Source organism: Allomesorhizobium camelthorni (assembly GCF_011045125.1).
In the GTDB taxonomy this organism is placed as follows: domain Bacteria; phylum Pseudomonadota; class Alphaproteobacteria; order Rhizobiales; family Rhizobiaceae; genus Allomesorhizobium; species Allomesorhizobium camelthorni.
The window spans coordinates 1-25,627 of sequence record NZ_JAAKZF010000074.1 but is presented as its reverse complement, the minus strand read 5'-3'; the positions used below and the strand labels follow the sequence as shown (position 1 = coordinate 25,627).

The 25,627-nt window shown below is 62.4% G+C and carries 23 protein-coding genes and 1 riboswitch; of the genes, 14 read left to right on the top strand and 9 right to left on the bottom strand.

Going from position 1 to position 25,627, the window contains the following annotated elements; translation table 11 throughout:
* Nucleotides 1-526: 526 nt before the first annotated feature.
* Both G6N73_RS28525 and G6N73_RS28520 read left to right on the top strand, forming a co-directional pair.
* A complete protein-coding gene (locus G6N73_RS28525; protein ID WP_165033357.1) occupies nucleotides 527-826 on the top strand; it encodes a hypothetical protein in 300 nt (99 codons plus the stop codon).
* A gap of 727 nt (nucleotides 827-1,553) precedes the next feature.
* The gene (locus tag G6N73_RS28520) at nucleotides 1,554-1,784 is read left to right on the top strand and encodes a DUF6894 family protein (protein WP_165033356.1); all 231 of its coding nucleotides are present in this window, start codon (nucleotides 1,554-1,556) and stop codon (nucleotides 1,782-1,784) included.
* Between the two features lie 562 nt (nucleotides 1,785-2,346).
* Here G6N73_RS28520 and G6N73_RS28515 read toward each other — a convergent pair.
* Nucleotides 2,347-3,354: an NAD-dependent epimerase gene (locus G6N73_RS28515; protein WP_165033355.1), complete on the bottom strand. Its 1,008-nt coding sequence runs from the start codon at nucleotides 3,352-3,354 to the stop codon at nucleotides 2,347-2,349.
* Between the two features lie 9 nt (nucleotides 3,355-3,363).
* Entirely contained in the window at nucleotides 3,364-4,638 is a 1,275-nt protein-coding gene (locus tag G6N73_RS28510) for a nucleotide sugar dehydrogenase (protein ID WP_165033354.1), read from the bottom strand.
* A gap of 238 nt (nucleotides 4,639-4,876) precedes the next feature.
* Between G6N73_RS28510 and G6N73_RS28505 the strand changes: the two genes are divergently transcribed.
* From G6N73_RS28505 to G6N73_RS28495, 3 genes are read left to right on the top strand one after another with little or no spacing between them, the layout of a single operon-like run.
* Nucleotides 4,877-5,845 carry an ABC transporter substrate-binding protein gene (locus G6N73_RS28505; RefSeq protein ID WP_343044773.1) on the top strand — a complete coding sequence of 323 codons (969 nt, stop codon included), beginning with the start codon at nucleotides 4,877-4,879 and terminating at the stop codon, nucleotides 5,843-5,845.
* Between the two features lie 14 nt (nucleotides 5,846-5,859).
* Nucleotides 5,860-6,546: a L,D-transpeptidase gene (locus G6N73_RS28500; protein WP_165033353.1), complete on the top strand. Its 687-nt coding sequence runs from the start codon at nucleotides 5,860-5,862 to the stop codon at nucleotides 6,544-6,546.
* A gap of 6 nt (nucleotides 6,547-6,552) precedes the next feature.
* Nucleotides 6,553-6,900: a hypothetical protein gene (locus G6N73_RS28495; protein WP_246252655.1), complete on the top strand. Its 348-nt coding sequence runs from the start codon at nucleotides 6,553-6,555 to the stop codon at nucleotides 6,898-6,900.
* Nucleotides 6,901-6,964: 64 nt separating this feature from the next.
* Here the strand turns inward: G6N73_RS28495 and G6N73_RS28490 are convergent, their stop codons facing one another.
* Nucleotides 6,965-8,692, bottom strand: a complete 1,728-nt coding sequence (locus tag G6N73_RS28490) for a hypothetical protein (RefSeq protein ID WP_165033352.1) — start codon at nucleotides 8,690-8,692, stop codon at nucleotides 6,965-6,967.
* 307 nt (nucleotides 8,693-8,999) lie between these two features.
* On the opposite strand from G6N73_RS28490, the gene G6N73_RS28485 reads away from it, so the two are divergent.
* The 3 genes from G6N73_RS28485 (at nucleotide 9,000) to G6N73_RS28475 (ending at nucleotide 13,790) form a co-directional block, all read left to right on the top strand.
* Nucleotides 9,000-10,550, top strand: a complete 1,551-nt coding sequence (locus tag G6N73_RS28485; protein WP_165033350.1) for an AbgT family transporter — start codon at nucleotides 9,000-9,002, stop codon at nucleotides 10,548-10,550.
* Between the two features lie 53 nt (nucleotides 10,551-10,603).
* Nucleotides 10,604-11,815 (top strand): M20/M25/M40 family metallo-hydrolase, encoded by a 1,212-nt coding sequence (locus tag G6N73_RS28480; RefSeq protein WP_165033348.1) that lies wholly within the window; start codon nucleotides 10,604-10,606, stop codon nucleotides 11,813-11,815.
* Nucleotides 11,816-11,954: 139 nt separating this feature from the next.
* Nucleotides 11,955-13,790, top strand: a complete 1,836-nt coding sequence (locus G6N73_RS28475) for an SLC13 family permease (RefSeq protein WP_165033346.1) — start codon at nucleotides 11,955-11,957, stop codon at nucleotides 13,788-13,790.
* 115 nt (nucleotides 13,791-13,905) lie between these two features.
* Here G6N73_RS28475 and G6N73_RS28470 read toward each other — a convergent pair whose 3' ends face one another.
* The 5 genes from G6N73_RS28470 to G6N73_RS28450 all read right to left on the bottom strand — a co-directional run bounded on the left by G6N73_RS28470 (nucleotide 13,906) and on the right by G6N73_RS28450 (nucleotide 18,304).
* Complete coding sequence (locus tag G6N73_RS28470; protein ID WP_165033360.1) at nucleotides 13,906-14,913, bottom strand: ABC transporter substrate-binding protein; 1,008 nt, start codon at nucleotides 14,911-14,913, stop codon at nucleotides 13,906-13,908.
* Nucleotides 14,910-15,665 (bottom strand): ABC transporter ATP-binding protein, encoded by a 756-nt coding sequence (locus G6N73_RS28465; RefSeq protein WP_165033344.1) that lies wholly within the window; start codon nucleotides 15,663-15,665, stop codon nucleotides 14,910-14,912. Before G6N73_RS28465 ends, G6N73_RS28470 begins: the two co-directional genes overlap by 4 nt.
* Entirely contained in the window at nucleotides 15,662-16,462 is an 801-nt protein-coding gene (locus G6N73_RS28460; protein ID WP_165033342.1) for an ABC transporter permease, read from the bottom strand. Before G6N73_RS28460 ends, G6N73_RS28465 begins: the two co-directional genes overlap by 4 nt.
* 35 nt (nucleotides 16,463-16,497) lie before the next feature.
* Nucleotides 16,498-17,106 carry a YkoF family thiamine/hydroxymethylpyrimidine-binding protein gene (locus tag G6N73_RS28455; RefSeq protein WP_165033340.1) on the bottom strand — a complete coding sequence of 203 codons (609 nt, stop codon included), beginning with the start codon at nucleotides 17,104-17,106 and terminating at the stop codon, nucleotides 16,498-16,500.
* Nucleotides 17,097-17,210, bottom strand: a riboswitch (TPP riboswitch). (Overlaps the previous gene by 10 nt.)
* A 407-nt stretch (nucleotides 17,211-17,617) precedes the next feature.
* Nucleotides 17,618-18,304, bottom strand: a complete 687-nt coding sequence (locus G6N73_RS28450) for a TetR/AcrR family transcriptional regulator (protein ID WP_343044772.1) — start codon at nucleotides 18,302-18,304, stop codon at nucleotides 17,618-17,620.
* Nucleotides 18,305-18,447: 143 nt separating this feature from the next.
* On the opposite strand from G6N73_RS28450, the gene G6N73_RS28445 reads away from it, so the two are divergent.
* Genes G6N73_RS28445 through G6N73_RS28435 form a run of 3 tightly spaced genes read left to right on the top strand, consistent with a single transcriptional unit; the run spans nucleotide 18,448 to nucleotide 21,408 of the window.
* A complete protein-coding gene (locus G6N73_RS28445; protein WP_165033338.1) occupies nucleotides 18,448-19,458 on the top strand; it encodes an efflux RND transporter periplasmic adaptor subunit in 1,011 nt (336 codons plus the stop codon).
* A 7-nt stretch (nucleotides 19,459-19,465) separates the two neighbouring features.
* Nucleotides 19,466-20,707 (top strand): ABC transporter permease, encoded by a 1,242-nt coding sequence (locus G6N73_RS28440; RefSeq protein ID WP_165033335.1) that lies wholly within the window; start codon nucleotides 19,466-19,468, stop codon nucleotides 20,705-20,707.
* Nucleotides 20,704-21,408 (top strand): ATP-binding cassette domain-containing protein, encoded by a 705-nt coding sequence (locus tag G6N73_RS28435; RefSeq protein WP_165033333.1) that lies wholly within the window; start codon nucleotides 20,704-20,706, stop codon nucleotides 21,406-21,408. The genes G6N73_RS28440 and G6N73_RS28435 overlap by 4 nt, the downstream gene beginning before the upstream one ends.
* 13 nt (nucleotides 21,409-21,421) lie before the next feature.
* Here G6N73_RS28435 and G6N73_RS28430 read toward each other — a convergent pair whose 3' ends face one another.
* Nucleotides 21,422-23,341 carry an adenylate/guanylate cyclase domain-containing protein gene (locus G6N73_RS28430; RefSeq protein ID WP_165033331.1) on the bottom strand — a complete coding sequence of 640 codons (1,920 nt, stop codon included), beginning with the start codon at nucleotides 23,339-23,341 and terminating at the stop codon, nucleotides 21,422-21,424.
* A 163-nt stretch (nucleotides 23,342-23,504) separates the two neighbouring features.
* On the opposite strand from G6N73_RS28430, the gene G6N73_RS28425 reads away from it, so the two are divergent.
* The 3 genes from G6N73_RS28425 to G6N73_RS28415 form a co-directional block, all read left to right on the top strand.
* A complete protein-coding gene (locus tag G6N73_RS28425) occupies nucleotides 23,505-24,389 on the top strand; it encodes a helix-turn-helix domain-containing protein (RefSeq protein WP_165033358.1) in 885 nt (294 codons plus the stop codon).
* A 134-nt stretch (nucleotides 24,390-24,523) separates the two neighbouring features.
* A complete protein-coding gene (locus G6N73_RS28420; protein WP_165033329.1) occupies nucleotides 24,524-25,171 on the top strand; it encodes a 2Fe-2S iron-sulfur cluster-binding protein in 648 nt (215 codons plus the stop codon).
* A gap of 3 nt (nucleotides 25,172-25,174) precedes the next feature.
* Nucleotides 25,175-25,627, top strand: a 453-nt coding sequence (locus G6N73_RS28415) for an FAD binding domain-containing protein (protein ID WP_206079139.1), incomplete at its 3' end; no start/stop codon positions are given.

Here is a 25,627-nt window from a genome sequence, read left to right as displayed (position 1 = left end):
ATCAATCGTTAACGAAACTTATGACACAGTAAGACTAGTACCGTATAAGTCCCGGTCATGGGCAAAACGCAGCTATCCGAAACCGATTTCGCGGGCCTCTTGCGTGAGGTGGACGCTCTCATGAGCCAATTGGCTCTCCTGCGGAGCAGGATAGAAGCCAAGGCTCGCGAGCACGACCGCGACCGCAAATTCTGAGCCGCTTCCTTCCGCTGCTTCGCCTCTTGCTGAAGGCGGCGTTCATTTCGGTTGGAAGCCCCGCCAGCGCACGTTTGCCCCTGGCCGCTGTCCTACTGCGGAAATGATCCCCACGCACCTGGCGATCCTTGCTACAGCGCCACGTCTGATTACCTTTGATTGTTTCCTGGGAGCCTATAATCGCGAGTACGACACGTTCCAGACCGTATCATTGGACAAGTTCATTCCCGCCACGAAGACGACCTATCTAGACGCCCTTGCCGCCAGATAGTTTAGACTGCGGGGAAGTACCGAAAATACATCTCCGACAAACCCATGTGAGGAACGCCTGATGGCTAACGAGGTAGTCGCAAAAAGCGGAAAGAAATTGCGGGTCGCAGACGAAGAGTGGCTGATCGTTGAGAACGACGTTGCCCCCGTCGTTCCTAGCCTGTTCGTTGAGGCGCGACATTTCGCAGGGGTTGTGTATCTGTCGCTAGCCCAAACTGTCGTCGATGTCGGCAACCCGCCGGAGGCGCGTGTTTGTGCGCGTCTTCGTTTTGACCTTCGTTTCGCGCAAGCGCTGCGCGACCAATTGAACAACATCATCGACGATGCCCTCAAGCCCGTCGACAAGTCCAAGGCAAACTGATGCCCGGTAGTTGCGGTGGAACCGCTTGCGAGGAATAATGTCCTAGTGTGGCGATTCTCACCTATTGTAGAGGCGTAAGAAACTGACCACCTCACCCAGCCACAGATCGACCGGTTCATGAAGGCGGCGACGCAACTACACCGCGCCTGCTGCGATCCGCCCATAGCCCCATCATGCGACCATTCCCCCGCGCGCCGACAGAACTGAATTCGGCATCCGAGAATAGAACAAAAATGGCGTTGTCCTATTGATTAGCCAGATGCCAGCAAATCTAGAAGGCCGACCACTAATACAAATTCGTGAGAGCTACAGGCATTCATCGGAGGTGCCTGTCTACATTTGACGGGGAATTCACATAGCAGACGAAAACGGTTGGACCGACCGTAACGACAAGCTAGTGGACAAGGAGGCCGAGGCCTTCGTGGAGAAATTCAACATCTCTGTCGACAAGGCGACGCGGTTGATAGAATTTACATCGCGCCGCCCTGGCGCGTGAGGCCAAGAAGCCGAAGAAACGATAGCCCTAATCAATTCGGCGAAGCTGCAACCAGCAGCACCTCGCCATCGATAGCCTGACGGTACCATATGCCCCTATCGCCGGCAGGGCCTGCGTACTCTCCCCAAAAGAAAGCGGGCACCGACCCTTTTGTGTAGGCTACGTTGCAGCGAAGGACGCCTATACATCGAGGCAGGCGGAGCGGACACTTTTTTCTGAGGAACGAGGAGCGTGCCGCGCTACTTCTTTCACGTCACCCGCGACGGTTCATCGGTGGATGATTCGGAAGGTATCGAGCTCCCGGACCGAACAGCGGCGTGGGTAGGAGCGACCGGCGCCATGGTGGAATTTATCCGAGAATTCAATGCTGAGCTAGAAACCGGGACAGCTTTGCAGGTTGACGCGCATGATCAGGATGGACCGCTCTTTCGTATATGCTTCAGGGCGGATATTCTTCGCTGATTAGCCGGCACATTTTTTTGCCTCTCGTGGCAGGCCGGAGCGCCTTTCCGTGGGCGGCAAATTGCTCTCCGAAGGATAGCCGTATCCGATTGGCCAGCTGCAATAAGCGCCACGCCGCCGTATACTCTGACCGTTGCCATAACCCCATATGGCCAAGGCCGGCGTTCGTCCCCTCCTCGTCGAACCCCACATGGACGCCGGCCCTTTTTCTAAGCTCCCCGCGCAGGCAAAATTTAGTGAGCCATCCACGTAACGCTTTAAATTTGCGACAGCTAATAAATTCTGGTTTCGCCATGGACGCGAGAAGGCAGCCCCGCATGGGACCGCAATCGTTCACCAGTAACAGGCAAGCCAAGGGCCGAACATCTGAGCCGCCCTGTTCCGCAGCGCCCTGTTGACCGCTCGACCGCGAGGACTAGCCAGGTCAACTTGGGCTCGCCTGCCATCGGGCCGACGTTTGCATGGACGTCATCAGCTTTCCGTCGTTCGTTTGATGTACGCCCTCTTGCCCCAGCCATTAGGCCGGTCGCGTTCGCTGCGGCGTCAACCGCGCCTGCGGAAGTCAGGCGCGATAATAGTCGCGGTACCATTCGATGAATCTGGCGATGCCTTCCTCGATCGGCGTGCGCGGCCGAAAGCCGACCGCTTCGTCAAGGGCGTCGATGTCGGCATAGGTGCTTTCGACATCGCCCGGCTGCATCGGCAGCATGTTCATCACCGCCTTCCTGCCGAGCGCCTTTTCAATGGCGCCGATGAAATCGAGCAGCCGCACCGGCTGATTGTTGCCGATATTGTAGAGCCTGTAGGGCGCCGACGAGACGGCAGGGTCCGGCTGCATCGGGTTCCAGGCCGGCGACGGCGTCGCGACCTTGTCGAGCGTGCGCACCACGCCTTCAGTAATGTCGTCGATATAGGTGAAGTCGCGCCTGTGCTCGCCATGGTTGAACACGTCGATCGGCTCACCGGCCAGGATCTTGCGCGTGAACAGGAACAGCGCCATGTCCGGACGGCCCCAAGGGCCATAGACAGTGAAGAACCTGAGGCCGGTGACGGGAAGCCGGTAGAGATGCGCGTAGGAATGCGCCATCAACTCGTTGGCCTTCTTGGTCGCGGCGTAGAGGCTGACTGGATGGTCGACGCTGTCGGAAACGGAGAAGGGCAGTTTGGCGTTGGCGCCGTAGACCGAGCTCGACGAGGCATAGACCAGGTGCTCGACGCCGGCGTGCCGGCAGCCTTCGAGGATGTCCAGAAAGCCGGTGAGATTGGCGTCGGCATAGGCGTGGGGATTTTCGATCGAATAGCGCACGCCCGCCTGGGCAGCGAGATGCACGACCTTGTCGAAGCCGCCGCCGGCAAACAGGTCGCGCATCGCGTCGCGGTCGCCGACATCGGCCTTCAGAAAGCGGAAACCGGAACTCGTTTCGAGGCGCGCGAGCCGGGCGAGCTTCAGCTTCGGATCGTAATAATCGCTGATATTGTCGAGGCCGACCACCTCGTCACCGCGGTCCAGCAGCCTTTGCGCGACATGTGACCCGATGAAGCCGGCAGCGCCTGTGACCAGAATTCGCATGGCGGTCTCCTAGAGACGCAAATCGCTTGCGGCGGCGGGGAAAACGCCTTTGACGTCGAACACGACCCCGCCAGGTGCGGCAAAGCTGCGGATCGCCTCGCTGCCTTGGGCCCGAAAACGTTCATGCGCGACGGCGAGGACCACCCCCTGGTAGTCGCCCGCCTGCGGGTTGGTCTGGAGTTTTATCCCGTATTCAGCTTCCGCTTCCTGCGGGTCGGCCCAGGGATCGTGCACATCGACTTCTATGCCGTAGCCCGAAAGCTCCCTGACCACGTCGATCACTCGAGTGTTGCGGATGTCCGGGCAGTTCTCCTTGAAAGTGAAGCCCAGCACCAGGACGCGCGCCTGGGGCGCGTTCAATCCGCGCGACATCAGCAGGCGCAGCAGGCGCGATGCGACGATCTCGCCCATCCCGTCGTTGATGCGCCGTCCGGCCAGGATGATTTCGGGATGGTGGCCGACTTCCTGCGCCTTGTGCGTCAGATAATAGGGGTCGACCCCGATGCAGTGGCCGCCGACGAGCCCCGGCCGGAAGGGCAGGAAATTCCACTTGGTGGCGGCGGTTTCCAGCACGCTCAGCGTGTCGATGCCAAGCCTGTGAAACAGGTTCGAAAATTCGTTGACAAGAGCGATGTTGACGTCGCGCTGAGTATTTTCGATGACCTTGGCCGCCTCGGCGACGCGGATCGACGGCGCCCGATAGGTGCCGGCGGTGATGACCGAGGCGTAAACCCGATCGACCAGGTCGGCTGCCTCGGGCGTCGACCCGGCAGTGACCTTGACGATCTTGTCGATCGTATGCTGCTTGTCGCCCGGATTGACCCGCTCCGGGCTGTAGCCGGCGAAAAAGTCGACATTGCAGACAAGCCCCGACGCCTGCTCGATCACCGGCACGCAATCTTCCTCGGTGGCTCCTGGATAGACGGTGGATTCGAATACGACGACGTCCCCCTTCGAGATGACCGCGCCGATGGTCTTGCAGGCGGCCTTGAGCAGGCTGAGATCGGGCCGCTTGGCGGCGTCGATGGGCGTCGGCACCGTGACGATGTAGAAATTGCACGACTTCAAATCGTCGGCAGAGGCGGTGAAATGTACCGATGTCGCGCGCAATGCCGGCCGATCGACCTCCAGTGTGCGGTCGACGCCTTCGCGCAATTCGGCGATGCGTTTCCCGCTGATGTCGAACCCGGTCACGGGAAAACGGCTGGCGAAAAGCACGGCCAGCGGCAATCCTACATAGCCAAGACCGATTATCCCGATCCGTATATCGCCAATGTCATTCACGGTCGTGCACGCATGCTCATTTGATATCGACTTTGTCGGTCATAGACGATTTCGACCCTGGCTCAAGCGATTTCGGACCGGGTGAGTTGACCCAGTCGCGACCCATATGAAGCGCTTGCGTTGAAAGATATGCTGCCGCAGACGAATGAAAAAATCGCTGGCACTAACCCTTTGGTTGTGGCTGAATGCCCATGGGCATCGCGATTTGTCCGCGTCGGGGGCGACGGCTGGAGGGTGTATGGTGGCCAGTACACGCTTGCTGCGGCGAAGCGGCGTTGCTCTCGGTTCTCTCATGGCAATGTGCGGTGCGGGCTTTGCAGCCGACCTTGTGGTCGGCATGCCCAACTGGCCATCGGGGCAGGCTTCCGCCAACATCATCAAATACGCCATCGAGAAGAAGCTGGGCCTGGATGTCGAAGTCCGGGAAATGGGGACGCTCATCATATTCGCCGGACTGGATTCGGGCGAAGTCGACATCCACCCGGAAGTTTGGCAGCCCAATCTCGATTCGGTCGTGAAGAAGTATGTCGACGAGAGAAAGTCGGTCCAGCTCAGCCCGAAGAAGGTGTCGGCCACGCAAGGGCTCTGCGCGACCCGCGAAACCACCGAAAAGTTCGGCATCAAGGATGTCGCGGATCTGAAAGATCCGAAGAAGACGTCCGTGCTCGATACCGACGGCGACGGGCAGGGCGAAGTCTGGATCGGCGCGGAGACGTGGTCGTCAACCCCCATCGAGAGAATCCGGGCGCGAAGCTACGGCTACGCCGAAACGGTGAAACTGCTCGAAATGCCGGAGGATGTCGGTATGGCGGCGGTCGATGCAGCTGCTGCGACAAACACGCCGATCGTATTCTACTGTTACAGCCCGCATCATGTCTTCAATCTGCACGAAATCGTCCAACTGACCGAGCCCGAATACGACCAGGCCAAGTGGAACATCGTTCTGCCCGCCGACGATCCGGCGAACTGGCTCACCAAATCCAACGCGCCTGTGGCGTGGGCGCCATCGCATTTCCAGATCGCGTTCGCGACGAAAACGGGCGAGCGGCTGCCGAAGGTCGCGTCGTTTCTCTCCAACATTGATTTCACACCGGAGGAGATCACGGAGATGAGCTACGCGCTCGAAGTGGAGAGGCAAGACCCCGCGGCGTATGCCCAGCAATGGATCGCGGCGCATGCGGACCGGCTGGAAGCCTGGTCGAAATAAAGAGAGGCGGCGTCATGGCATTTCTCCCCCAGTCCCGCGGCCGCACCTTCGGCGCGAAGATAGCAGCCTGCCTTGCGCTCGGCGTTGCCGTCTGCGCTACGCTCGCTTATGCCGCCGAGACGCAGATATTCGATCCGAAAACCCGCAAATGGGTTGAATACGACCGCAAGAAAGCGCGCTCGTACTACGCCGCGCACAAGCAGGTGCCGGAAGCGTTTCGCCGCCAGATCGTGAAATTCAGGACCGCCGAGAAACCCGGCACGATTATCATCGATGGCAACCAGCATTTCCTCTATCTGGTCCAGCCCGATTTCACCGCCATCCGCTATGGGATCGGCGTCGGCCGCGAAGGCTTCGGCTGGGCGGGCATGGTAAAGGTCGGCCGCACCGCCGAATGGCCGACATGGACGCCGCCTGCCGAAATGGTCGCCCGCGATCCCAACGCCAGGAAATGGGCTGGCGGTCAGCCGGGCGGGCCGGACAATCCTTTGGGAGCACGGGCGCTTTATCTCTACCAGGGCGATCAGGACACGATCTACCGCATCCATGGCACTCCGGAGCCGTGGACGATCGGGCTCGATGTTTCGTCAGGATGTATCCGGATGAACAATGACGACATCACCGACCTTCATTCCCGGGTTGCCGTAGGGGCAAAGGTTATCGTCTTGATGCAGGGTGCTTCGCTCTACAAAGGAGTCTGACCGCCAATGTCCAATGCCTTCGCCCCCGGTTCGCCCTTTCGAATTGCGCCGAACCGCAATCGTGCGGCGATGCTTGCGACGCTTCTGGCGACGATGCAGGTCGTCGGCTGTCAGTCGAGCGGACCTGCACCGGACACGGTGCGCAATACCGGCCAGACGGCTCCGGCCGACCTGCAACTGACCTGTGCGTCCGCTGCGGCCACGCCTTTGGGGGTCGACAGCGCCGCCGTACTGCCCGTCAGTTCCTCCCAACTCGACGCCCAGACATTCCAGGTCGTGCTGGAATCCGGCGGCGCTCGGGCCAACTGCATCGTCGACACATCCGGGAACGTGATCTCCGTTCAAAAGGTCTGAGGTGTTCGCCTCGCGTCCGTCCCTTTGGGGTGGCCAGTGCCCGGCATCGTTAGCCGGCCGATGCCTATTTCGATTTGACAAGTCCCGAGAAGCCGGCGACCGCTAAAAGGCTCAGCGCCCAACCGACCACCGACTGCAGATAATAGTAGTTGAGTATGAAGGTGCCCTTGGGTTTCGACGGGTCCGGCCTCCAATATTCCTTCTGTCCGATCTCCATGACCGGCAAGAGCGCATCCAGCGAAAACATCCAGGGATTGAACTCCGGATAGCTGGACGCTTCTGGCTGGCTGAGGAAACAGGCCAGTTGGGTCTGTCCCGGCAGCGCGCGCCCGGCAATGACCTGTCCGGCCGTGGGCATAAAGCGGCTGTCGGTCTGCTCTAGATTGCACATCGTCCATTCGAGGGAGCGCAGGACGACCGCGCTGTTGGGCTTCAACGCGCTATATCGCTCGCCAAGTTCGAACACGATCACTCCGACCGCCCAGAATATCATCAGCCAAACCAGGGCATATAGAGGCTTGCGGCCATAGCGCAGGGTAACGGCGAGCACGCCGTCGATCACCGCCAAAGCAAACCGCAACGCCCGATTTTTCGCCCGCGCCCGCCTTGCGCGCCGCTGCAGCCTTTCCTTGGCAATGAGGACCGCAGTGGCATCCTCGTCATGGCCCATCTCCCGAAGCACGGTGGAAAGCTGCTCGTAAGGCTGCGGCCAGAAGTCTTCCTTCCACCGCTCGGGCACCTGGCGGGCCAGCCAGTCGAGCCTGCTTGCCGCATCGACGGGCCCGCCGATGAACGCGCCATAGCGACAGCGGTTGAGCAGCAATTCGCCCGTCTGCGGCCAGGACGCCTGATCGTCGTCGATCGCGCCGATGACGGTGGCGGTCAAATCGAGGATCCCTTGAACCGACGCGCCCTGCCTCAGGAAGAAAGCGCCGTCGATCGTGGCCCGGTTGAGCCTCAGCGCATAACCGCCGGGCTGCGCGAGCGTCGCCGACGTGCAATCGAAATCGCCGCCAAAATCGGCTCCGACCACACGAACCTCGCCGGCAATGGTCGCTCCCCGCAGGGCCAAGTCGCCGCGCGCCGCGATGCCGTCGCAATTCAGGGCCACCCCGCCTGGCCGTTCGATCCTCGCGCCGACCGCGTTGACGTCGGCGTCGAGACGCGCGCCCGACAGATTGATGCCGCCGCGGATATCGGAGCCGCGCAGCAGCACGCCTCCGCGCGCCTCCAGCCCGTCGGCATCGAATGCGACCTCGTCCGGCGCGTCGATGGTAGCGCCGTCCGCCTCGAAATTACCACCTATGCGCGCCCCGCGAAGCCGAACCTCCCCGGTGACTACCGCGCCACGAAGGGAGAGGCCGCCGCGCGCTTCGAGGCCGTCGGCCTGGAATCCGGGCAGAGCCGAGCCGTCGAGGAACAAATTGTCGATGATGGCGGAACGCAGCACCGGCGGAGCGTCGAAGCGGCAGTCCTTGAGGCCGATGTCGCGGGGGATCCGGCAACCCTCGAGATCAAGCTTGCCGGTCACCCGTGCGCCGCTGAGCCGCAGCCCCTTCTCGTGCAGACGGGAGCCTTCGTCGCCGCCAAGGATAAGAAAGCGGATGAACTCGGCGCGCACGATTCTGGCCGGATCATCCCATTCCGGACGAAGGCCGTCGCCCAGTCTTTCGAAATCTCCCGATCTCAGTTCAGCGACGACCTTGGCCTCGGCCGCGTTGAGCGGCTGGAAATCGGTAAGGCTGGATGCCGCGGTAATGACGACCCCAGCGTCTGGAGCGTCGTCGTTCAAGGGCCGGGCATCCTTCGCAGGGCTCCCCGGGACTGTTGCTCGGAGGAGAAGATGATGAAAGCGAGATCGCCCATCCGATCGCTCCTTTCGCGTATAGTCCAGATTCGCATTATAGGTTTGAGAAAAGCAAAAGGAAGCGCGCTATTTGAGGCTTGCGCTTCAGGTGGTATAGTGAGCTAGTCAAGTTAGTATATTAGTAAACATTAATATTAGGCGGCAATCTAAGTACGAACCAACAACTTGGCACTAAGTGGTCGCCCTGGAAGCTGGTGCGGCATTCCGGGACGGTTGTTAAGGGAGGCAAGCAATGGCCACCGTGAACGCTGTGCCCAAGACCCTGATGCAGAGATTTCTAGACGGCGTCGAGAAAGTGGGGAACATGGTTCCCCACCCGGTGATCATCTTTCTCATCCTGATTGCCATCGTAATCGCGTTGTCGGCCGTGCTGGGGGCCTTTGGAACGGCGGTCACTTACGAGCGCATCAACCCTGAAACGCATGAGATCGAGGAAGCGAGCACAGCGATCCGCAGCCTGCTGAACGCCGACGGCATTCGTTTCCTGTACGAGTCGCTCGTTCCCAACTTCATGGCCTTTACTGCAGTTGGCTTGATGATCGCGGCTATGATCGGCGCTGGCGTCGCGGAAGAATCCGGGCTGGTCACTGCGCTGATCCACAAGCTCGTCGCGGTATCTCCGCGCTGGGCGCTGACCTACATCCTGTCCTTTGTAGGCATCCTCGCGAGCATCGCGGCGGATGCGGGCTATCTGGTCCTGATCCCTCTCGCCGGCATTGCCTATCTTGCTGTCGGGCGGCACCCCCTTGCCGGCCTTGCGCTCGGCTTCGCCGCCGTGGCAGGCGCTTTCACGGTCAACATGCTGATCAAGCCGCTCGACGCGGTCCTCGTCGAGTTCACCAATGATGCGGCCCATCTCGTCGATCCCAACAGATCGATCGGGCTGGCGTCGAACCTCTGGTTCTCCTTTGCATCGGTGCTGTTTCTGACGGTTGTCATCGCGTTCATAACCGACCGCATGATTGCACCACGCCTTGGAGCCTATAGTCCTGAAAAAGCCTCCGCGGGCACCACGACCGACCAGAGCACCATGCTCGGCGAGCAGGAGTCGCGCGGCCTGAGGTTTGCCGGCCTCGGCCTGCTCGGGTTGGTCGCGGTTTTCTGCTTGCTGACGATTCCCGACTGGGCGCCGCTGCGCAATTCCGAGACCGGCGAGTTGATCGGCACCTCGCCATTCATGAATGGCCTGATAACGCTCATCATGCTGATGTTCCTGGTCACGGGCTGGGCCTACGGTATCGGCGCCGGTACCATGCGGACCCTGACGGAGGTGATCGGAGCGATCGAGAAGTCGATCAAGAATCTGGGCGGCACGATCTTCCTGTTCTTCGTGCTGAGCCAGTTCGTCGCGTACTTCACCTACACCAACATGGGCACCGTCATGGCGCTCAGCCTGTCGGGCGTCCTGCAGACGGCCAATATCGGTGCATTGCCGCTGCTCCTCGGCTTCATCGTCGTGGTGGCGATCATCGATCTGCTGCTGACCGGGGCGATCGCGAAATGGGCGATCTTCGCACCGGTGTTCGTCCCGTTGCTGATGAAGCTCGGCGTCGAGCCGGAGGCTGTGCTTGCGGCCTATCGCGTCGGCGATTCGCCGATGAACGCGATCACGCCGCTCAACGCTTATTTCGCTCTCGTGGTCGGCTTCGCGCAGAAATACGACAAGTCCGCGGGCGTCGGCACGATCGTATCGCTCATGCTTCCTTACGTTGTGTGGATGTTCGTACTGTGGACGGCTCTCTTCGCGCTCTGGAAGGCGTTGGGCCTGCCCTGGGGTCTGTGACGGCCGGGCTCGGCTGGCCCCGGACAAAATAATTCGAACGATCGGAGGATGTCATGGGCAATAGCTCTATTCCACTCGATGTAGCGGCTGCCGAAGAGCATCTGATGCGGTTCCTCTCGGTCGAAGGCGTGACCGGCCAGGAAGCCAATATCGCCGCCGCGGTCAGCGATGCGCTGAAGAAAGCCGGCGTGCCGGCCTCGGCCATCCGCTTCGATGATGCAAACAAGCGCATCCCCCTGCCGACCGAAACCGGCAACCTGATCGTCGATCTGCCGGGCACGCGGCCGGGTCCGCATCTGCTTTTCTCTACCCATCTCGATACTGTGCCGCTCTGCGCGGGCGCCAAGCCCCGGCGCGAGGGCGACCGCATCGTCTCCGACGGCACCACCGCACTCGGCGGCGACGCTCGCACCGGCGTCGCCCTGCTCGTTGTGGTGGCCGAGACGCTCATCAAGCACAATCTCCCGCATCCACCGATAACCCTGCTGTTCACGGTCCGCGAAGAAAGCGGGCTGCACGGCGCCCGCGAGTTGAACCCGGCGGATCTCGGCGGGCCGGTCATGTGCATCAATGTCGACGGCCAGCGCGCCTCGGAACTGATCGTCGGCGCGGTCGGGCAGGAGAACTGGGAGGTCGAGATCAAGGGCAGGGCCTCCCATGCCGGCGTTGCTCCGGAAAAGGGAATATCGGCAACGCTGGTCGGAGCCATCGCCCTCGCGGAAGCGCGGAGCGCCGGCTGGTTCGGCAAGGTGGTCAAGCCGGATGGGCGCGGCACGAGCAATGTCGGCATCTTCGGCGGCAAGGACGGCAAGGTCGCCGCCGGCGACGCGACCAATGTCGTCACCGACTACGCTTACATTCGTGGCGAGGCGCGCAGCCCCGACGCTGCCTTCGCCACCAAGATCGCCGAAGGTTACAAGGAAGCCTTTGCCAAGGCAAAGGCGGCGGTTGTCGACCACGAAGGGGAGACCGCTGATGTGAAATTCAGCCATGTGACGTCCTATCCTCCCTTCAAGCTGGAAGAAGACACTCCGATCGTGAAGCGCGCCACCGGGGCGCTCGCGATGCTGGGAATCGAGCCGGCATATCTGTTCTCCAACGGTGGGCTGGACGCCAACTGGCTCGACAAGCATGGCATTCCCACCGTCACCATCGGCGCCGGCCAGGCCGAGATCCATACGATCAAAGAGTATGTGAACCTCGCCGAATACGAGAAGGGCTGCCGCCTCGGTCTGCTCATTGCGACGTTGGAGGACGAGCGATAGCGGGAGTGCGCATACCCGGTAAAGGTCGACGGCCAGCTTCGGAACCGGCCCCGGCCGACTGCGTCGGCTCACGCGCCCATGCTTTGGCGAACTCGCCGAGGAGCCCGCCAATGCCGGCATTTGACACGGAGCTGAGCGATTGAGCCCGATAGCCTACACCGGAGCCATCATCGCCGTCGCAATCGTCCTGTTCGTCTCGAACAGACTGCCCGTGGTCATAGTCTCGATGCTGGTTGCATTGGCGCTGTGGGCGACCGGCGTGTTGACGATCAGCCAGGCGCTCGGCGGCTTCGGCGATCCCGCGGTCATCTTCATCGCGTCGCTCTTCGTCGTTAGCGCCGGGCTCGAGGTCACCGGCGTGACGGCATGGGCCGGACAGCTTCTGATCCGCGGAGCCGGCGAAGAAAGCCGCACGCGCCTTCTGGTGCTGACCATGAGCCTGGTCGCACTGCTCACCGCGCTGATCAGCGTCAACGGTGCGGTCGCAGCACTGCTGCCGGTGGTGGTCGTCATCGCGGTCCGTCTCAAGCGGAATTCCTCACAACTCCTGATGCCGTTGGTCTTTTCCGCACATGCCGGCTCGATGCTCGCGCTGACTGGATCGCCCGTGAACGTCCTAGTGTCAGATGCAGGGAATGACGCGGGCGTGGGCGGATTCGGCTTCTTCGAATTCGCGCTTGTCGGCGTGCCGCTGCTCGCAGGCACGATGGCGATCATCATACTCTTCGGAAAGCAACTCCTCCCGGAGCGCAACGGCGCGACTATGCCCGCGGATTTCAGCCGCCACGCCAAGACTCTGGTCGAGCAATACGGTCTGGTCAGCGGCGTCTATCTGATGCGGGTGCGGGCGAATTCGCCCTATGTGGGCGCGCCGCCGTCGGCGATAGATCTCGCTGCCTATCCTGAACTACAGCTCGTCGCCGTCCAGGAGGGTGAAACGGCCGGTCCGCTTCGCAGGCCGGTCATTGACGAGGGAGATCACCTGTTGCTGCGTGGCGAGGCTGCGGCGGCTGCGGCATTCGCGGGGGAGAAGCACCTCGCATTTCGCGAAGAGGGATCGTCCGGAAAAGGCGAAGAGACACTGTTCAATCGAAACTCGGGCCTCGCCGAGGTGGTCATACCGCCACGCTCCGGTCTGATCAGTCAAAGTGTCTTCCCAGGCATGGTCACTGAAAGCGGCGATTTGATCATTCTGGCCGTGCAGCGCGGAGGTGCGGAGATCGCAGCCGGCAGCGCAGCAAGGAATGCCGGCGGAATCAAGCTGCAGGCCGGCGACACTATGCTGCTTCAGGGAACGTGGAAGGCCCTCGATTCTCATCTCAACGATCCCGACGTTCTGGTCGTCAATTCGCCCGAGCTGGTGCGCCGCCAGGCCGTTCCGATGGGGCCGGGCGCACGCCAGGCAGTCGCCATCCTGGTCGCCATGGTCGTGCTGCTTGCCACGGGCATCGTCCCGCCAGCGGTGGCCGGCCTGCTCGCCGCCGGTGCGATCGTGCTGTCGGGGATCATGAGCATCGAGCAGTCCTATCGCGCCATCGGCTGGACAACGGTGATACTGGTCGCGGCCATGATGCCGCTGTCCACCGCCATGATGGAAACGGGCGCGGCAAAGCTGATGGCCGAGCATCTTGTCGATCTCGTCGGCGATGCCGGGCCGCTCGCCCTGCTCGCGGGTCTATTCGTGCTGACCGCAATCATGGGGCAGCTCATCAGCAACACCGCGACCGCGCTCATTATCATCCCGATCGGCGTGGCGGCCGCGACGGCCATGGGCATTTCGCCTCGTCCCGTGCTGATGAGCATGGCGGTGGCCGCTGCAGGGGCGTTCCTGACGCCTATCGCGACGCCGACGAACCTGATGGTGATGGGACCGGGCGGCTATGCCTTCGGCGACTACTGGAAACTCGGACTGCCGCTGTTGATCTGGTTTTTCGTCGTGGCGGTCTTCATCGTGCCGCTGATCTGGCGGTTTTGAGATACGAGAGGCGGCGCCGTTTCAGGCCACTTCCGCCGTCTCTTGAGGGGCCGCGTCAGGGGCTGGACGGAAGCCTCTGCCGGCGCGGCCCTTACTTTGGCGGCGGAGTTCATGGCTACTGGGCAACGAACTTGTTCGTGTAATAGGCGGAGAAATCCGGAAGGTCGGCGAGCGGAACGCCATCCTTATCGCGCAGGATGCCGGCGGCGACGAGGTATTCTGCCGTCGCTTTCATCTTGGCTGGATCTATCGTTCCGATCGCGCCCTCGGCACTCTTGAAGTAGTTCCCGTCGACGAGAGCCTGCAGCGAAGCGCGGATGAACGCGCGGTCGGTCAGCACCTCGCTGTTGGCGGCAATCAGGATGTCCGCCGCGTCATCGGGGTTCTCGACGGCAAACTCGTAGCCGCGCCGCGTGGCGGCGATGAAGGCAGCCGCGGTTTCCGTATTCGCGTCCAGATATGCCTGGCTTGAACCGATGAAGTTGGTGTGCTGGTCGGGCACGCCGAAATCCGCATAGCGGAACGCCCGCTGCGCGACGCCTTCGAGCGCTGCCTTCACGCCTTCCCATGTGTAGACTTCGAGCGTGAAATCGACGGCGCCATTGGCGAGCGCTTCATAAGCCGAGGTTCCGAGCGTCACCGTCTCGAATTTGCCTTCGCCGCCATCGTGCCGGATCATCGAGGCGATAAGGGCTGTTTCCCAGTCGCTGCCGAAGCCGCCATAGGTCAGCCCATCGAGGTCGCGCGGCCGCTTGATGTCGGAGCGGTCGGCATTGAAGACGAGGCGACCGGTCTCGGTCTGCACCAGCGCATACGTCGCGACGAGGTCGGCGCCGGCCGTGCGCTGGGTAAAGAGCCCAAGGACGCCGAGAATGCCGAAATCGGCGACATGGTTTGCTACAAGCGTGCCGGCGGACGTGTCGCTGTAAGGCAGGATCTGAACCTTGAGCCCCGCCTGATCATAGAAGCCCTTTGCCTGCGCAACGTAGAGGCCGATGTGATTGGTGTTGGGGGTCCAGTCGAGCGCGACGGTTACCGTTTTCGACTGCGCGAATGCGATGCTCGGGACGAATGGTGCTGCCAAGGCAGCGGCTATGATCTGGCGGCGGGTGGGCATGGTCAGCTCCTTTGGTCAGGATTGAGCAGGATTTGCAGCAGGCTTGCTTCGACGGCACTCGCTTCCGGCGTAGCGAGGTCGATGCGGGGGTGGGGGAGCGGAACCGTGATCTCCGTCTGGACACGTGCCGGCCGCCCGGTCAGGACATAGATGCGGTCGGAGAGGAAAACCGCCTCGCGGACGTCGTGGGTGACCAGCAACACGGTCCAGCGATGGCGCTCCCACATCGACTGCAGCCAGCGCTGCATGCCTGCGCGCGTCAGCGCATCGAGAGCGCCGAATGGCTCGTCGAGCAGGAGCATGTCGCGATGCTGGACGACGGTGCGCAATAGGGCGGCGCGCTGGCGCATGCCGCCGGAAAGCTGCGCCGGATAGTGCCGCTCGAAGCCTTCCAGACCAAATTCGGCGAAGATAGGCGCGACCCGCGTGCGCGCCACCTTGCGGGTGACGCCCTGCACCTCGAGGCCAAGTGTTGCATTGTCGATGATGCGTCGCCATGGCATCAGCGCGTCGCGCTGCGGCATGAAGGCGAAGGGACGTTTCTCCTTCGTCAGCGGGTCGCCGTCGAACATGATTGCGCCACCGTCCGGCTGAACGCTGCCGGTCAAAACCTTGAATATGGTCGACTTGCCGGCGCCCGATGGACCGAGGATCGAGACGAACTCGCCCGCCTGTACGGTGAGCGAGATATCGGCCAGCACGTCGAGGCCGCCGAAGCTCTTGCGCAGATGGCGCAACTCCAGCCGATTGCCGCTCATGGCCGGCGCCTCTGGTCGAGCCGTTGCCATGGCATCGATACGTGCTGGACCATCACCGCGGCGGTGAACAGAACGAGGGTCAGCGTCGCGCTGACCAGCACGGACGCGAGCACGAGGTCCGGCCTGAAGTTGTTCTTGGCATTGAGGATGTAGATGCCGAGGCCTTTGGCCGCGCCCGCATATTCCGCGAAGATCGCGCCGACAACGGCATAGGTGATGGCGATGCGCAGGCCGGCAAAGAAGTAGGGCAGTGCAGACGGCAGACGGGCCATCAGGAAAGTACGCCAGCGCGAGGCGCCCATCGACACCAGAAGTGCTTCGAGATCCTCGTCGGTTGCCGCATAGCCCTGGACCAGCGCCACCAGCATCGGAAAGAAGGTCACGAGTGCGACCAGCATGATCTTCGGGGTGAGACCGAAGCCGAACCACAGCACGATCAGCGGTGCGATCGCGACCAGAGGCAGGGTCTGGCTGATGATGAATACCGGGAACAGGGCGCGGCGCAGCGGCCTGAAGAAATCGACCAGCACCGAGAAGAGGAAGGCTGCCGAAACCGAGCAGGCAAAGCCGAGCAGCGTCGCGCGGATTGTGGGAAGCGTGTTCGCAGCGAGCGCATCGCGATGCTGCACCATCTGGGCGAAGACTCGCGTCGGCGCGGGCAAGGTCGTTGCCGAAATGCCCGAGACTTGCGCATAAAGTTCCCACGCAGCGACCAACGAGCAGATCGTGATAAGGGCCGGACCGATCTTGGCGAGAGCGGACGCGAAACTGCGTGCGGGAGACGAAATTTCGGACATGGCGGAGACCTTCGGGACGCGAACCAACCAGCGCGTCAGCGTGGCGTCGGGCTGTTCGCGGATACCGTCAGGTCGATCGTCACATGCCCTTCAGGCGGCCCGAAGCGGCAGAACGCCGCTTCGAGCGCGGCAAAGACGGCGCCGGCATCGCCGCCAAGCCTGGTGCAGAAATTCTTGGAGCGGTTGAACACGCCGGAGCGTTTGAGAAAATCGATGCAGCCGTAGATTTCGTCCATGTGATCGCCGGTTCCCATCACATAGAGCGAGAACTGGGCGGCCGCCGCTGCGCCGGTACCAGGAGCTTTTGTCATGGCGTCGAGAGCCGCCGCCTTGCGCTTTTCCAGCGACTCGCGCGGGCCACTCAACTCCGGCGACGCGCATATCTCGTCGTCGGGCTCGCCCGGGCAGCCACGCGAGATTGCGGCTGAAAGCACACAATGGATGCCGCCCTTGGCCGCTGCGACGAACAGGTCGCGCATGGCCGGAAACAGCACTTCGGGAGGGCCGACCAGCAGCGTCGAAATGTCGTCCGTCTCGATGCGCAATTGGTCGCGATAGGGATCGAGCGCACCGAGAGCGCTGATGATGACGCCGACGAAATCGTCGGTCATAGGATAAAGGGAAATCTCTGCGCCTGAAAACATAACCCGCCTCGCTCCGCTGGTATTACCCAGATCAGCTTTTAGGGTTTGAAGGCTTGACGCCCGCGTCTCAGCCCCGGCAATACGGAGCACCCCTGTGGATGGCGGCAACCAATCAGATCGCGCGCCGTTGGGCAAGCCCCTTTTATGTGATCTCCGCACGCAAAAGTGATATTGCAGTGCCGCCGCTGGCGGCATGGAACGGCTGAGCACTGCAGCGTGCTAAGCACCAGGATCAGTGAATTACACACGCAAAAAAAGCCCGCTGCGGGAGGAGGTGCAGCGGGCTCTATTGAGGCGAACCCGGGAGGAGGTGAGTTCGCTGTTGCCGGCATCGCATCTGGGAGGAGTAGATGGCCGACAACGCTTAATCTAGTCCTCGCCCATAGATTAGGCAATAGGACAATCTGCCTGACTCTTATGCAGATTGTCGCAGGCCTCCATATATCTGGCTGGTGCTTACGGCTTTCGGGAGCGGAAGGCTTTTGGCCAGATCACGTCTGCCGCGGCGCAGTTAGGAAGTGTCCGCGGCAAGGAGGGCGCGCGCAAAACCGGGTTCGGCGACCTTGATCGTTCCGTCCGGCAACTTGAGAACGCGGTCGACGGCGATCCCGTAAAGCCGCAGCCTTTTGTCCAGCACGCGCACGGCTTCGTCGATATCGCCCGCTTCCGCCTGCTGTATGGCCCGATGCATCACGGTGGCGAGGCTGAGGCGGAACTGCAGCAGCATCTCGGCGAAGGCCTGCGGATCGGGCGCATCGAAACGTCCCGCACGGTTCCCCTCCGCGATGATTTCGGTGATGACCGGCGCGGCGACTTCGGTGACCGCCCGGTCGATGCGGTGAAAGAGCACGACGTTTTCGGGCCGGAAGACCACGTCGAAGGTGCGCCTTATCTGCGGCGCCAACTCACGCTTGAACCGCCGCGAACCGGCGAAAAGCGCATTGAGGCGCTCTACCGCGTCGAGTGAGCGGTCGTCGAGAATGGGCCGCAGTTCTTCCATGCTTTCTCGCGCCACACGGGCGGCCAGCGCTTCGAGCAGCGCCTCCTTGGATGGGAAATAGTGGTAGAACGCGCCCTTCGAAAGGCCGGCTTCGCGGATGATGTCGTTGACCGTCGTGTTGTTATAGCCGCGCTCGAAGAAGAGCCGCTGCGCGCAATCGAGCAGTTCGGCGGAGCGGATTTCCGGAGATTTTATCACTCGGGCCAGGCGTTGATCCTCGCTGCCGTTGGCGGAACTTACCCGCTGCAAACACATTGTTCTCAATTATAGACCGACGGTCGGTCTAATGCTATAGGTGCCGTCGCCGAAAAACGGTTTCAACTGTTGCGGGAGAAGTTCTGGTGCGGCTGCTGCGTCTTTTCCTCGTCATCGTGGTGCTCGCGGCCGCTGCCGGCGCCGCGGGCTGGTATTTCTGGCGGCCAGTCGCAGTTTCGGTTGTGACGCCCACGCGCGGAGACGCAGCGGAGATCATTTACGCCAACGGCGTGGTCGAGCCGCGCAATTGGGCCAAGGTGACGCCGCTGGTGCGCGAACGAATCATCGAGCAATGCAATTGCGAAGGCTCGACGGTGGCAAAGGGCGACGTGCTCGCCCGGCTCGACAACACCGAGGCACAGGCGGTGCTCGCCGAACTTGAGGCCCGGCTTTCGCTGGCGCGGGAGGAACTTCGACGCTTGGCGGTGCTCGCGGAGCGCAATACCGCCAGCCAGCAGGCGCTGGACCGCGCGCAAAGCGAGGTCACGCAGATCGAGGCGCTGGTGGCGGGGCAAGGCGCGCGGCTTGAAAGCTATACGCTGCGCGCTCCTATCGCCGGCAAAGTGCTCAGGCAGGATGGCGAGGTCGGTGAGGTCGCCGACCTGGGCACCGTGCTGTTTTGGGTCGGCGACCCGCGGCCGCTGCTCGTGGTGGCCGACGTCAACGAGGAGGATATCCCGCGCGTCGAGGTGGGTCAGCGGGCGCTGCTGCGCTCCGACGCGTTTCCCCGGCAGGAGCTCGAAGCGGTCGTGGACAGCATCACGCCCAAGGGCGATCCGGTGACCAAGACCTATCGTGTGCGCTTCCGCCTGCCTGACGACACGCCGCTGCTGATCGGCATGTCCGTCGACGTGAACATCGTCACCGAGGTCTCGGAGAACGCGCTGCTCGTGCCGGCGATCGCCGTGGAGGGAAACCGGGTCTTTGCGGTCGAAGGCGGCAGGGCGCGACTACGCGAGATCGAGACCGGCATCCGCGGCATCAATGGCATTGAAGTGGTCTCCGGGCTCGAAGAGGACGCGCGCGTCATCTCGCCCTATCCTCAGGCGCTCGACGACGGCGCGCGGATTGCCGTCGAAGCGACAGGCGAGGAGTGAGGCCGCCATGCGCCTCATTATAGATATCGCCATGACCCACATCGCCGGGCGCGGGCGGCAGACGCTGGTCGCGGTGATCGGGGTCGCTGTCGGTGTCGGCTTCTCCATCGCCATGGCGGCGCTGATGCAGGGCGGCCAGGACGATTTCGTTGAGCAACTGGTCAACACCATGCCGCATGTGCAGGTGACCGACGAACAGAGGACGGCGCGGCGCCAGCCGGCCGAGGACGCATTCGACGCGGTGGCCATTTCGGGGCTGAGGCCGCGCGACGACCGGCGCGGCATCATAAATCCCACCGAAGCACTCTCCTGGCTCGAAGGCTGGATACCTGGGCGGTTCGCGCCGAGTCTCAGGACGCAGGGCGTCATCCGCTATTCGAGCCGCGAGGTCGGCGCCGCGATCATCGGCGTCGATCCTGAAGCCGAGCCGGCCGTCTCGCCGATCGTGGGAGAGTTCGTGCAGGGCAGCTTCGCGGGCTTGACAGCGGGCGGCAACAACATCGTGGTGGGCGACACCATGGCGGAACGGCTGGGCGCGGGACTGGGCGACACCGTGACGGCGGTGTCGTCCGAAGGGCTGAGCCGGAACTTCAGGATCGTCGGGCTGTTCCACACCGGCACCACGGCGCGCGACGAGGGCGAGGCCTACGTGTTGCTGAAGAATGCGCAAATCCTCTCCGCCCGCCCGAATGCGATCAATGAGATCCGCATCAAGCTCGACGACCCGAATGCGGCGTCCGCGGTCGCGCGGCGCGTGGAAGCTGAAATCGGCTATAAGGCGGTGGCGTGGCAGGAGGCGAACGAATCGATCCTCGAGGCGCTCGTCGTGCGCAACGTCATCATGTACACGGTGGTCGCGGCGATCATGCTGGTCGCCGGCTTCGGCATCTACAATATCATCTCGACCATCACCCACGAGAAGGCGCGCGACATAGCCATCATGAAGTCGCTCGGCTTCGGCGAGGCCGACATGCGCCGGCTGTTCCTGCTCGAAGGCGTCGCCATAGGCGCCGGAGGTTCGGCGCTCGGCTGGCTACTCGGCTTTTCGCTGGTCTATGCTCTGTCGCTGGTACGCTTCGAACTCGCCGCGACCGGCCAAGAGATGACACGCCTGCCGATCGCCTGGAGCGTGGTCCACTATATCATCGCGTCCTCCTTCGCGCTGGGCTCGGCGGCGGTCGCCGGTTATCTGCCAGCTCGCCGCGCCGCCCGTCTCAATCCGGTCGACATCATCAGGGGCGCAACGTGACCACGCTCATCGAAGCAGAGAAGTTGACCCGTATCCTCGCCGAAACCGTGCCGGTCACGCTGGTCAAGAACGTGTCGCTGACGATCGGCGAGAACGAGTTTGTCGCCGTTACCGGCCCGTCCGGTTCCGGCAAGTCGTCGCTGCTCTATCTGCTCGGCCTGCTTGATCGACCGACCTCTGGCACGCTGAGGATCGGCGGCCGCGACGCCGGGCCGATGAGCGAGGCGCAGCGCGCCCGGACTCGGCTTGCGATGCTCGGCTTCGTGTTCCAGTTCCATTTCCTGTTGCCGGAGTTCTCGGCGCGCGAGAATGTCGAGATCCCGATGCGCAAGCTCGCCCGGCTGAGCAGGGGCGAGATGCGGGAGAGGGCAGGCGGATTGCTGGAATCGCTGGGCCTGGCCGACCATGCCGACAAGCGGCCCGATCAGCTCTCCGGCGGTCAGCGGCAGCGCGTGGCGGTGGCTCGCGCGCTTGCCAACGACCCGCCGCTGGTGCTAGCCGACGAACCGACGGGCAGCCTGGACAGTAAGAGCTCCGAGCAGGTTTTCTCGATCCTCGAGGCGCTCGTGCGCGAGGGCGGCAAGACCGTCGTCGCGGTTACCCATGATCTCGACATGGCGGCCCGCATGGACCGCCGCATTCACTTGGTCGATGGGATGATCGAGAATGGGGAGCGACGGCATGCAGCGGAGCGTGCTTAAGCTCGGCCGCAACCTACGCTGCCCGTTCCTTTTCGCGATTCAGCCGCTCAGCCGTCTCTGGGGCTTCAGCCTGCGCCAGCTCGGAAAGAAAGCGCTCCATCAGCGGCGAGTTGCCGAACCTGCGATAATCCCGTTCGGCCATAAGCGAGAATTTCGGATTGGCTTCGAGCAAGCGGGCCATCGTCGTCCGCGCTTCGCCCAATTCTCCCTGGTTAACCTGGACCGCTGCGAGGATTAAAAGGCAGTTCGCGTCTGTCGGTGCGCGCAGGAGACATTCTGCGAGGACCGTTTCGGCCTCGGTCACGCGCCCGGCTGCGTAAAGCGCTTGGCCATGGACGTAAACATAGTATTCGGGAGCCATCGGATGCAGACGTCGGGCACGTTCCGCGTTGGCAACGGCATCGTCGTAGTCGCCAAAACGCACCTGGGCCTTGGCCAGTGCCATCAGGCTGTCTGGATCGTTTGGATTCAGTTCGACTGATTGCCGAGCTGCCCTCATGCTTTCTTCGTAGTCGCCCTTGGCCGACAGTCCGAAGCTGAGAACCTGATATCCGATGGGCAGGTTCGGGCTGAGCCGTATCGATTGGCGCGCCTCGCTGAGCCCGATCTCGATGTCGGTCTGGGTCGCTCGGCCGCTGACGCCTTGGACGAAGTCGACGATATAGGTCATTCCCAAATAAGCGCGAGCGGCGGCATAGCCGGGATCAAGCTCAAGCGCCCTCTGATAAAGCGCGCGTGACGCCAGAAGGGCGGCGCCGTCGGATGATCCATGCTTGTACCGGTCGCGCGCTTGCAGGACCAGATCGTAGGCCTGCAGATTTTCGGTCGGTTGATCCGCGGCTTCGGCCACTTCGGATTCGCGGACGTAAGAAACAAGGTGCGCCACGATCTCGGAGGTCAGGTCGGTCTGCACTGCAAAAACGTCCTCGACGCGCCGGTCATAACTGCGTGACCAGAGATGAGCGCCGTTTCGGGTATCGATGAGCTGGGCGACGACGCGGAGTTGATCGCCTTCACGGCGCGCGCTGCCCTCGACAACGTATGCGGCGCCGAGCCTGGCGCCGACTTCGCGTATGTCGACAGCCTGTCCGCGAAACGCAAATGACGAATTGCGGGCAATGACCTGAAGTTCGGCGTTTCGCGCAAGCCCAGTGATGATGTCTTCCGTGAGGCCGTCGGCGAAGTAGTTCTGACCGTCGTCGCCGCTCATATTGTCGAAAGGGAGCACGGCGACTGAGGGCCGAGCGTCGGCGTTCTGAACACCGGAAATCCAGGCAAGGGACGGCGCAATGCGGCCTCGCATGTCCGACAACCATTGGCTTCCAGGGGCCGTCGCTGCAACAACCGCAACGGCGGCCAAACCGCCAGCGCAAGCCAATATCGCTCGGCGCCCGGTTGGCACGATGCGCTGCACCCAGCCCACGGTTGCTTCCAGGCCCCGCTGCTTCGGTCTGACAACATAAACGTCGATCGCATCGGGAAGGTTTTTCACCTTCCGATGGCCTATGCGCTGGAAATATTGATCGCGATTCCTGTCGGCGCTGCGTACGACTGCGGCGCTGACATAGATGCTGCCCGGCTCCGCCATGGCCTCGAGCCTCGCCGCGACATTGACCCCGTCGCCGAAAACGTCCCCGTCTTCCTCTATGACATCGCCCAGATTGAGTCCGATCCGAAGCTTGAGGGGAAGTTTGGCAAAGCCGTCTTGAATGTCGACCGCGGCATCGAGCGCCTCGTTGACGCTGGGAAATGCCGCGAGAAAGCCGTCGCCGGTATTCTTGAAGATTCGGCCCTTGTGACGCTCGAAAACCGGTCGGACCACTTCGTCGAAGGCGCTACGCAAATCCGCGTAGGTTGCCGTCTCATCCTCGGCCATGAGGCGGCTGTACCCGACGATGTCACCGGCGACTATGGCAGCAAGCTTACGTTCCATGTCGTTACCTCGAACCCGCCGCGGCAATGAGATAGCACGCGCAAACTGGTCTAGCCATTCACGTCAGTGTGTCCGAGGCGGGGTTGCCCAACCGGCCCCATTCAACCCTAAAATGCCGTTGGGCGGTGTCACCGAACTGAAACAGCCAACCCTTGGGATAGCCATGTCTTTCAAACCAATGTTCGGCGAGGGAAGCATTAAGGCCCGTGGAAATTCCGCCTCGCCGCTTCGCAGCGTTTCATGGATCAATTCGTCAGTCATCTTCGATAACCGGCGCTGGGAGTGTAAGGAAGCCGAACTGCGTTGGACGGCCCCTCATCACCTGATTGTGTTGACCGAAGCCGGGCGAACCTCCCAGACCTATATCAAGTCCGACGGAAGGGACATTTATGACGGCCGCGACCGGTCGGGGGATATCACATTCGTGCCGGCGGGGGTCGAGCGCGTGGGCGTTTACCGCGATACGAAGCTTTCCTACTCCGCTCTGTGGATCGATCCGAGGCTGGACCTGCCCGGCTGCAAAAACCTGAGCGACCTGCGCCTGCTTATCAACAGCCGTGACGATCTCATCGCGTCGCTCTTGCGCTCTCTTTGCGCCGAGACGTCGCTCGGTCACAAGCCATCGTCAATCTATGTTGAACATCTGACCGCGCTGATCATGCTTCGGCTGGGCGAATCGAACAATATTCGCAAGGCGAAAGCGCGCCGCGAACCGCTGTCCCGGCCGACGCTGGCCCGCGTGCGGGAGTATGTCGACGCCAACATCGGCTCCGATATATCGCTGACCGAACTGGCGGCCGTCGCCGGCATGCGTGTCGACAGTTTCGCCCGGCGCTTCAAGGCTGCGACCGGGCTGGCGCCCTATGCCTTCGTGCTCGAAGAGCGCATCCGAAAGGCGGAAATCCTGCTCGGCGGAACCGATCAGGCGATCGGCAATATCGCCATTCGCCTGGGCTTTTCCAGCCAGAGCCACTTCACCTCGACATTTCGGCGCCTGAGGGGGATTGCCCCGCAGGCATACCGGATGAACTTTATTCCCGAATCCTGACAACCGCTCCGGTTTTTCGAAAGAAAGCCGCGAGCCACACCACCATTTCGAACACCGGATAGCAGATCCGGTGCGCTTACCGGCAGGAAGATCGGCGCACCCGGATCCCTCGCGAGTGGAACCGGAGATAGCCCATGAGAAAGCCGAGCGACTGCGCGCTACTGACCCGTCGTACCGTGTTGGAAGGGAGTGCGGCCACCGGCTTGCTGATGGCTGCCGGATTGCAGGCGGCGTCAGCACCAACGCCTATCAAGGCATCAGCGCCGGCGCCGATCCCGAAGATGGCGCTGTGGCTTACGATCAACGCCGAGGAGCGCGCCGTAGAACTCGACCCGCGAACGACGTTGCTCGACGCGCTGCGCAACCATCTTGCGCTTCCGGGATCGAAGAAGGGCTGCGACCACGGCCAATGCGGCGCGTGCACGGTGCTCGTGAACGGCCGCCGCATCAATGCCTGCTTGACGCTCGCTGCGATGCATGAGGGCGATGAAATCACGACGATAGAAGGACTTGCAGATGGCGACGATCTGCATCCGATGCAGGCCGCTTTCATCGAGCATGATGGCTTCCAGTGCGGCTACTGCACGCCAGGGCAGATCTGCTCGGCGGTGGGGATGCTGGGCGAAGCCGGATGGCCAAGTCATGCCACCGCCGACGTGTCGGCCGGGACAATAGCCCTGACCGACGCCGAGATCCGCGAGCGGATGAGTGGCAATATCTGCCGCTGCGCCGCCTATCCCAACATCGTCGCCGCCATTCGCGACGTCGCCGAGCGGGCGTGAGCCATGAGACTTTTCACCTACGAACGCGCAAGCGACGAACGGCAGGCGGCGTCCGCGGTCGCAGCCCAACCGGAGGCAAAATTCATCAGCGGCGGGACCAATCTGCTCGACCTGATGAAGCTGGAGATCGAGCGGCCGGCGCATCTGGTTGACATAAGCCGGCTGGCGCTCGACCGGATAGAGGAAACTCCCGATGGCGGACTCCTTATCGGCGCGCAGGTCCGCAACAGCGACCTTGCCGCCGATCCAAGGGTCAGGTCGCGCTATTCGGTCTTGTCCCAGGCGCTACTTGCGGGCGCTTCGGGGCAGATACGCAACAAGGCATCCACTGGCGGCAATCTTATGCAGCGCACGCGCTGCCTGTACTTTTACGACCGCAACATGCCGTGCAACAAGCGCAACCCCGGTTCCGGCTGCGCCGCTCTCGAGGGCTTCAATCGGATGAACGCCATCCTA

Excerpts from the sequence above, each read along its gene's own strand:
- G6N73_RS28525 (WP_165033357.1), top strand. The coding sequence starts at position 527 with ATGGCTAACGAGGTAGTCGCAAAAAGCGGAAAGAAATTGCGGGTCGCA.
- G6N73_RS28515 (WP_165033355.1), bottom strand. The coding sequence starts at position 3,354 with ATGCGAATTCTGGTCACAGGCGCTGCCGGCTTCATCGGGTCACATGTC.
- G6N73_RS28505 (WP_343044773.1), top strand. The coding sequence starts at position 4,877 with ATGGTGGCCAGTACACGCTTGCTGCGGCGAAGCGGCGTTGCTCTCGGT.
- G6N73_RS28500 (WP_165033353.1), top strand. The coding sequence starts at position 5,860 with ATGGCATTTCTCCCCCAGTCCCGCGGCCGCACCTTCGGCGCGAAGATA.
- G6N73_RS28495 (WP_246252655.1), top strand. The coding sequence starts at position 6,553 with ATGTCCAATGCCTTCGCCCCCGGTTCGCCCTTTCGAATTGCGCCGAAC.
- G6N73_RS28485 (WP_165033350.1), top strand. The coding sequence starts at position 9,000 with ATGGCCACCGTGAACGCTGTGCCCAAGACCCTGATGCAGAGATTTCTA.
- G6N73_RS28480 (WP_165033348.1), top strand. The coding sequence starts at position 10,604 with ATGGGCAATAGCTCTATTCCACTCGATGTAGCGGCTGCCGAAGAGCAT.
- G6N73_RS28465 (WP_165033344.1), bottom strand. The coding sequence starts at position 15,665 with ATGAGCGGCAATCGGCTGGAGTTGCGCCATCTGCGCAAGAGCTTCGGC.
- G6N73_RS28460 (WP_165033342.1), bottom strand. The coding sequence starts at position 16,462 with ATGTCCGAAATTTCGTCTCCCGCACGCAGTTTCGCGTCCGCTCTCGCC.
- G6N73_RS28455 (WP_165033340.1), bottom strand. The coding sequence starts at position 17,106 with ATGTTTTCAGGCGCAGAGATTTCCCTTTATCCTATGACCGACGATTTC.
- G6N73_RS28440 (WP_165033335.1), top strand. The coding sequence starts at position 19,466 with ATGCGCCTCATTATAGATATCGCCATGACCCACATCGCCGGGCGCGGG.
- G6N73_RS28430 (WP_165033331.1), bottom strand. The coding sequence starts at position 23,341 with ATGGAACGTAAGCTTGCTGCCATAGTCGCCGGTGACATCGTCGGGTAC.
- G6N73_RS28425 (WP_165033358.1), top strand. The coding sequence starts at position 23,505 with ATGTCTTTCAAACCAATGTTCGGCGAGGGAAGCATTAAGGCCCGTGGA.
- G6N73_RS28420 (WP_165033329.1), top strand. The coding sequence starts at position 24,524 with ATGAGAAAGCCGAGCGACTGCGCGCTACTGACCCGTCGTACCGTGTTG.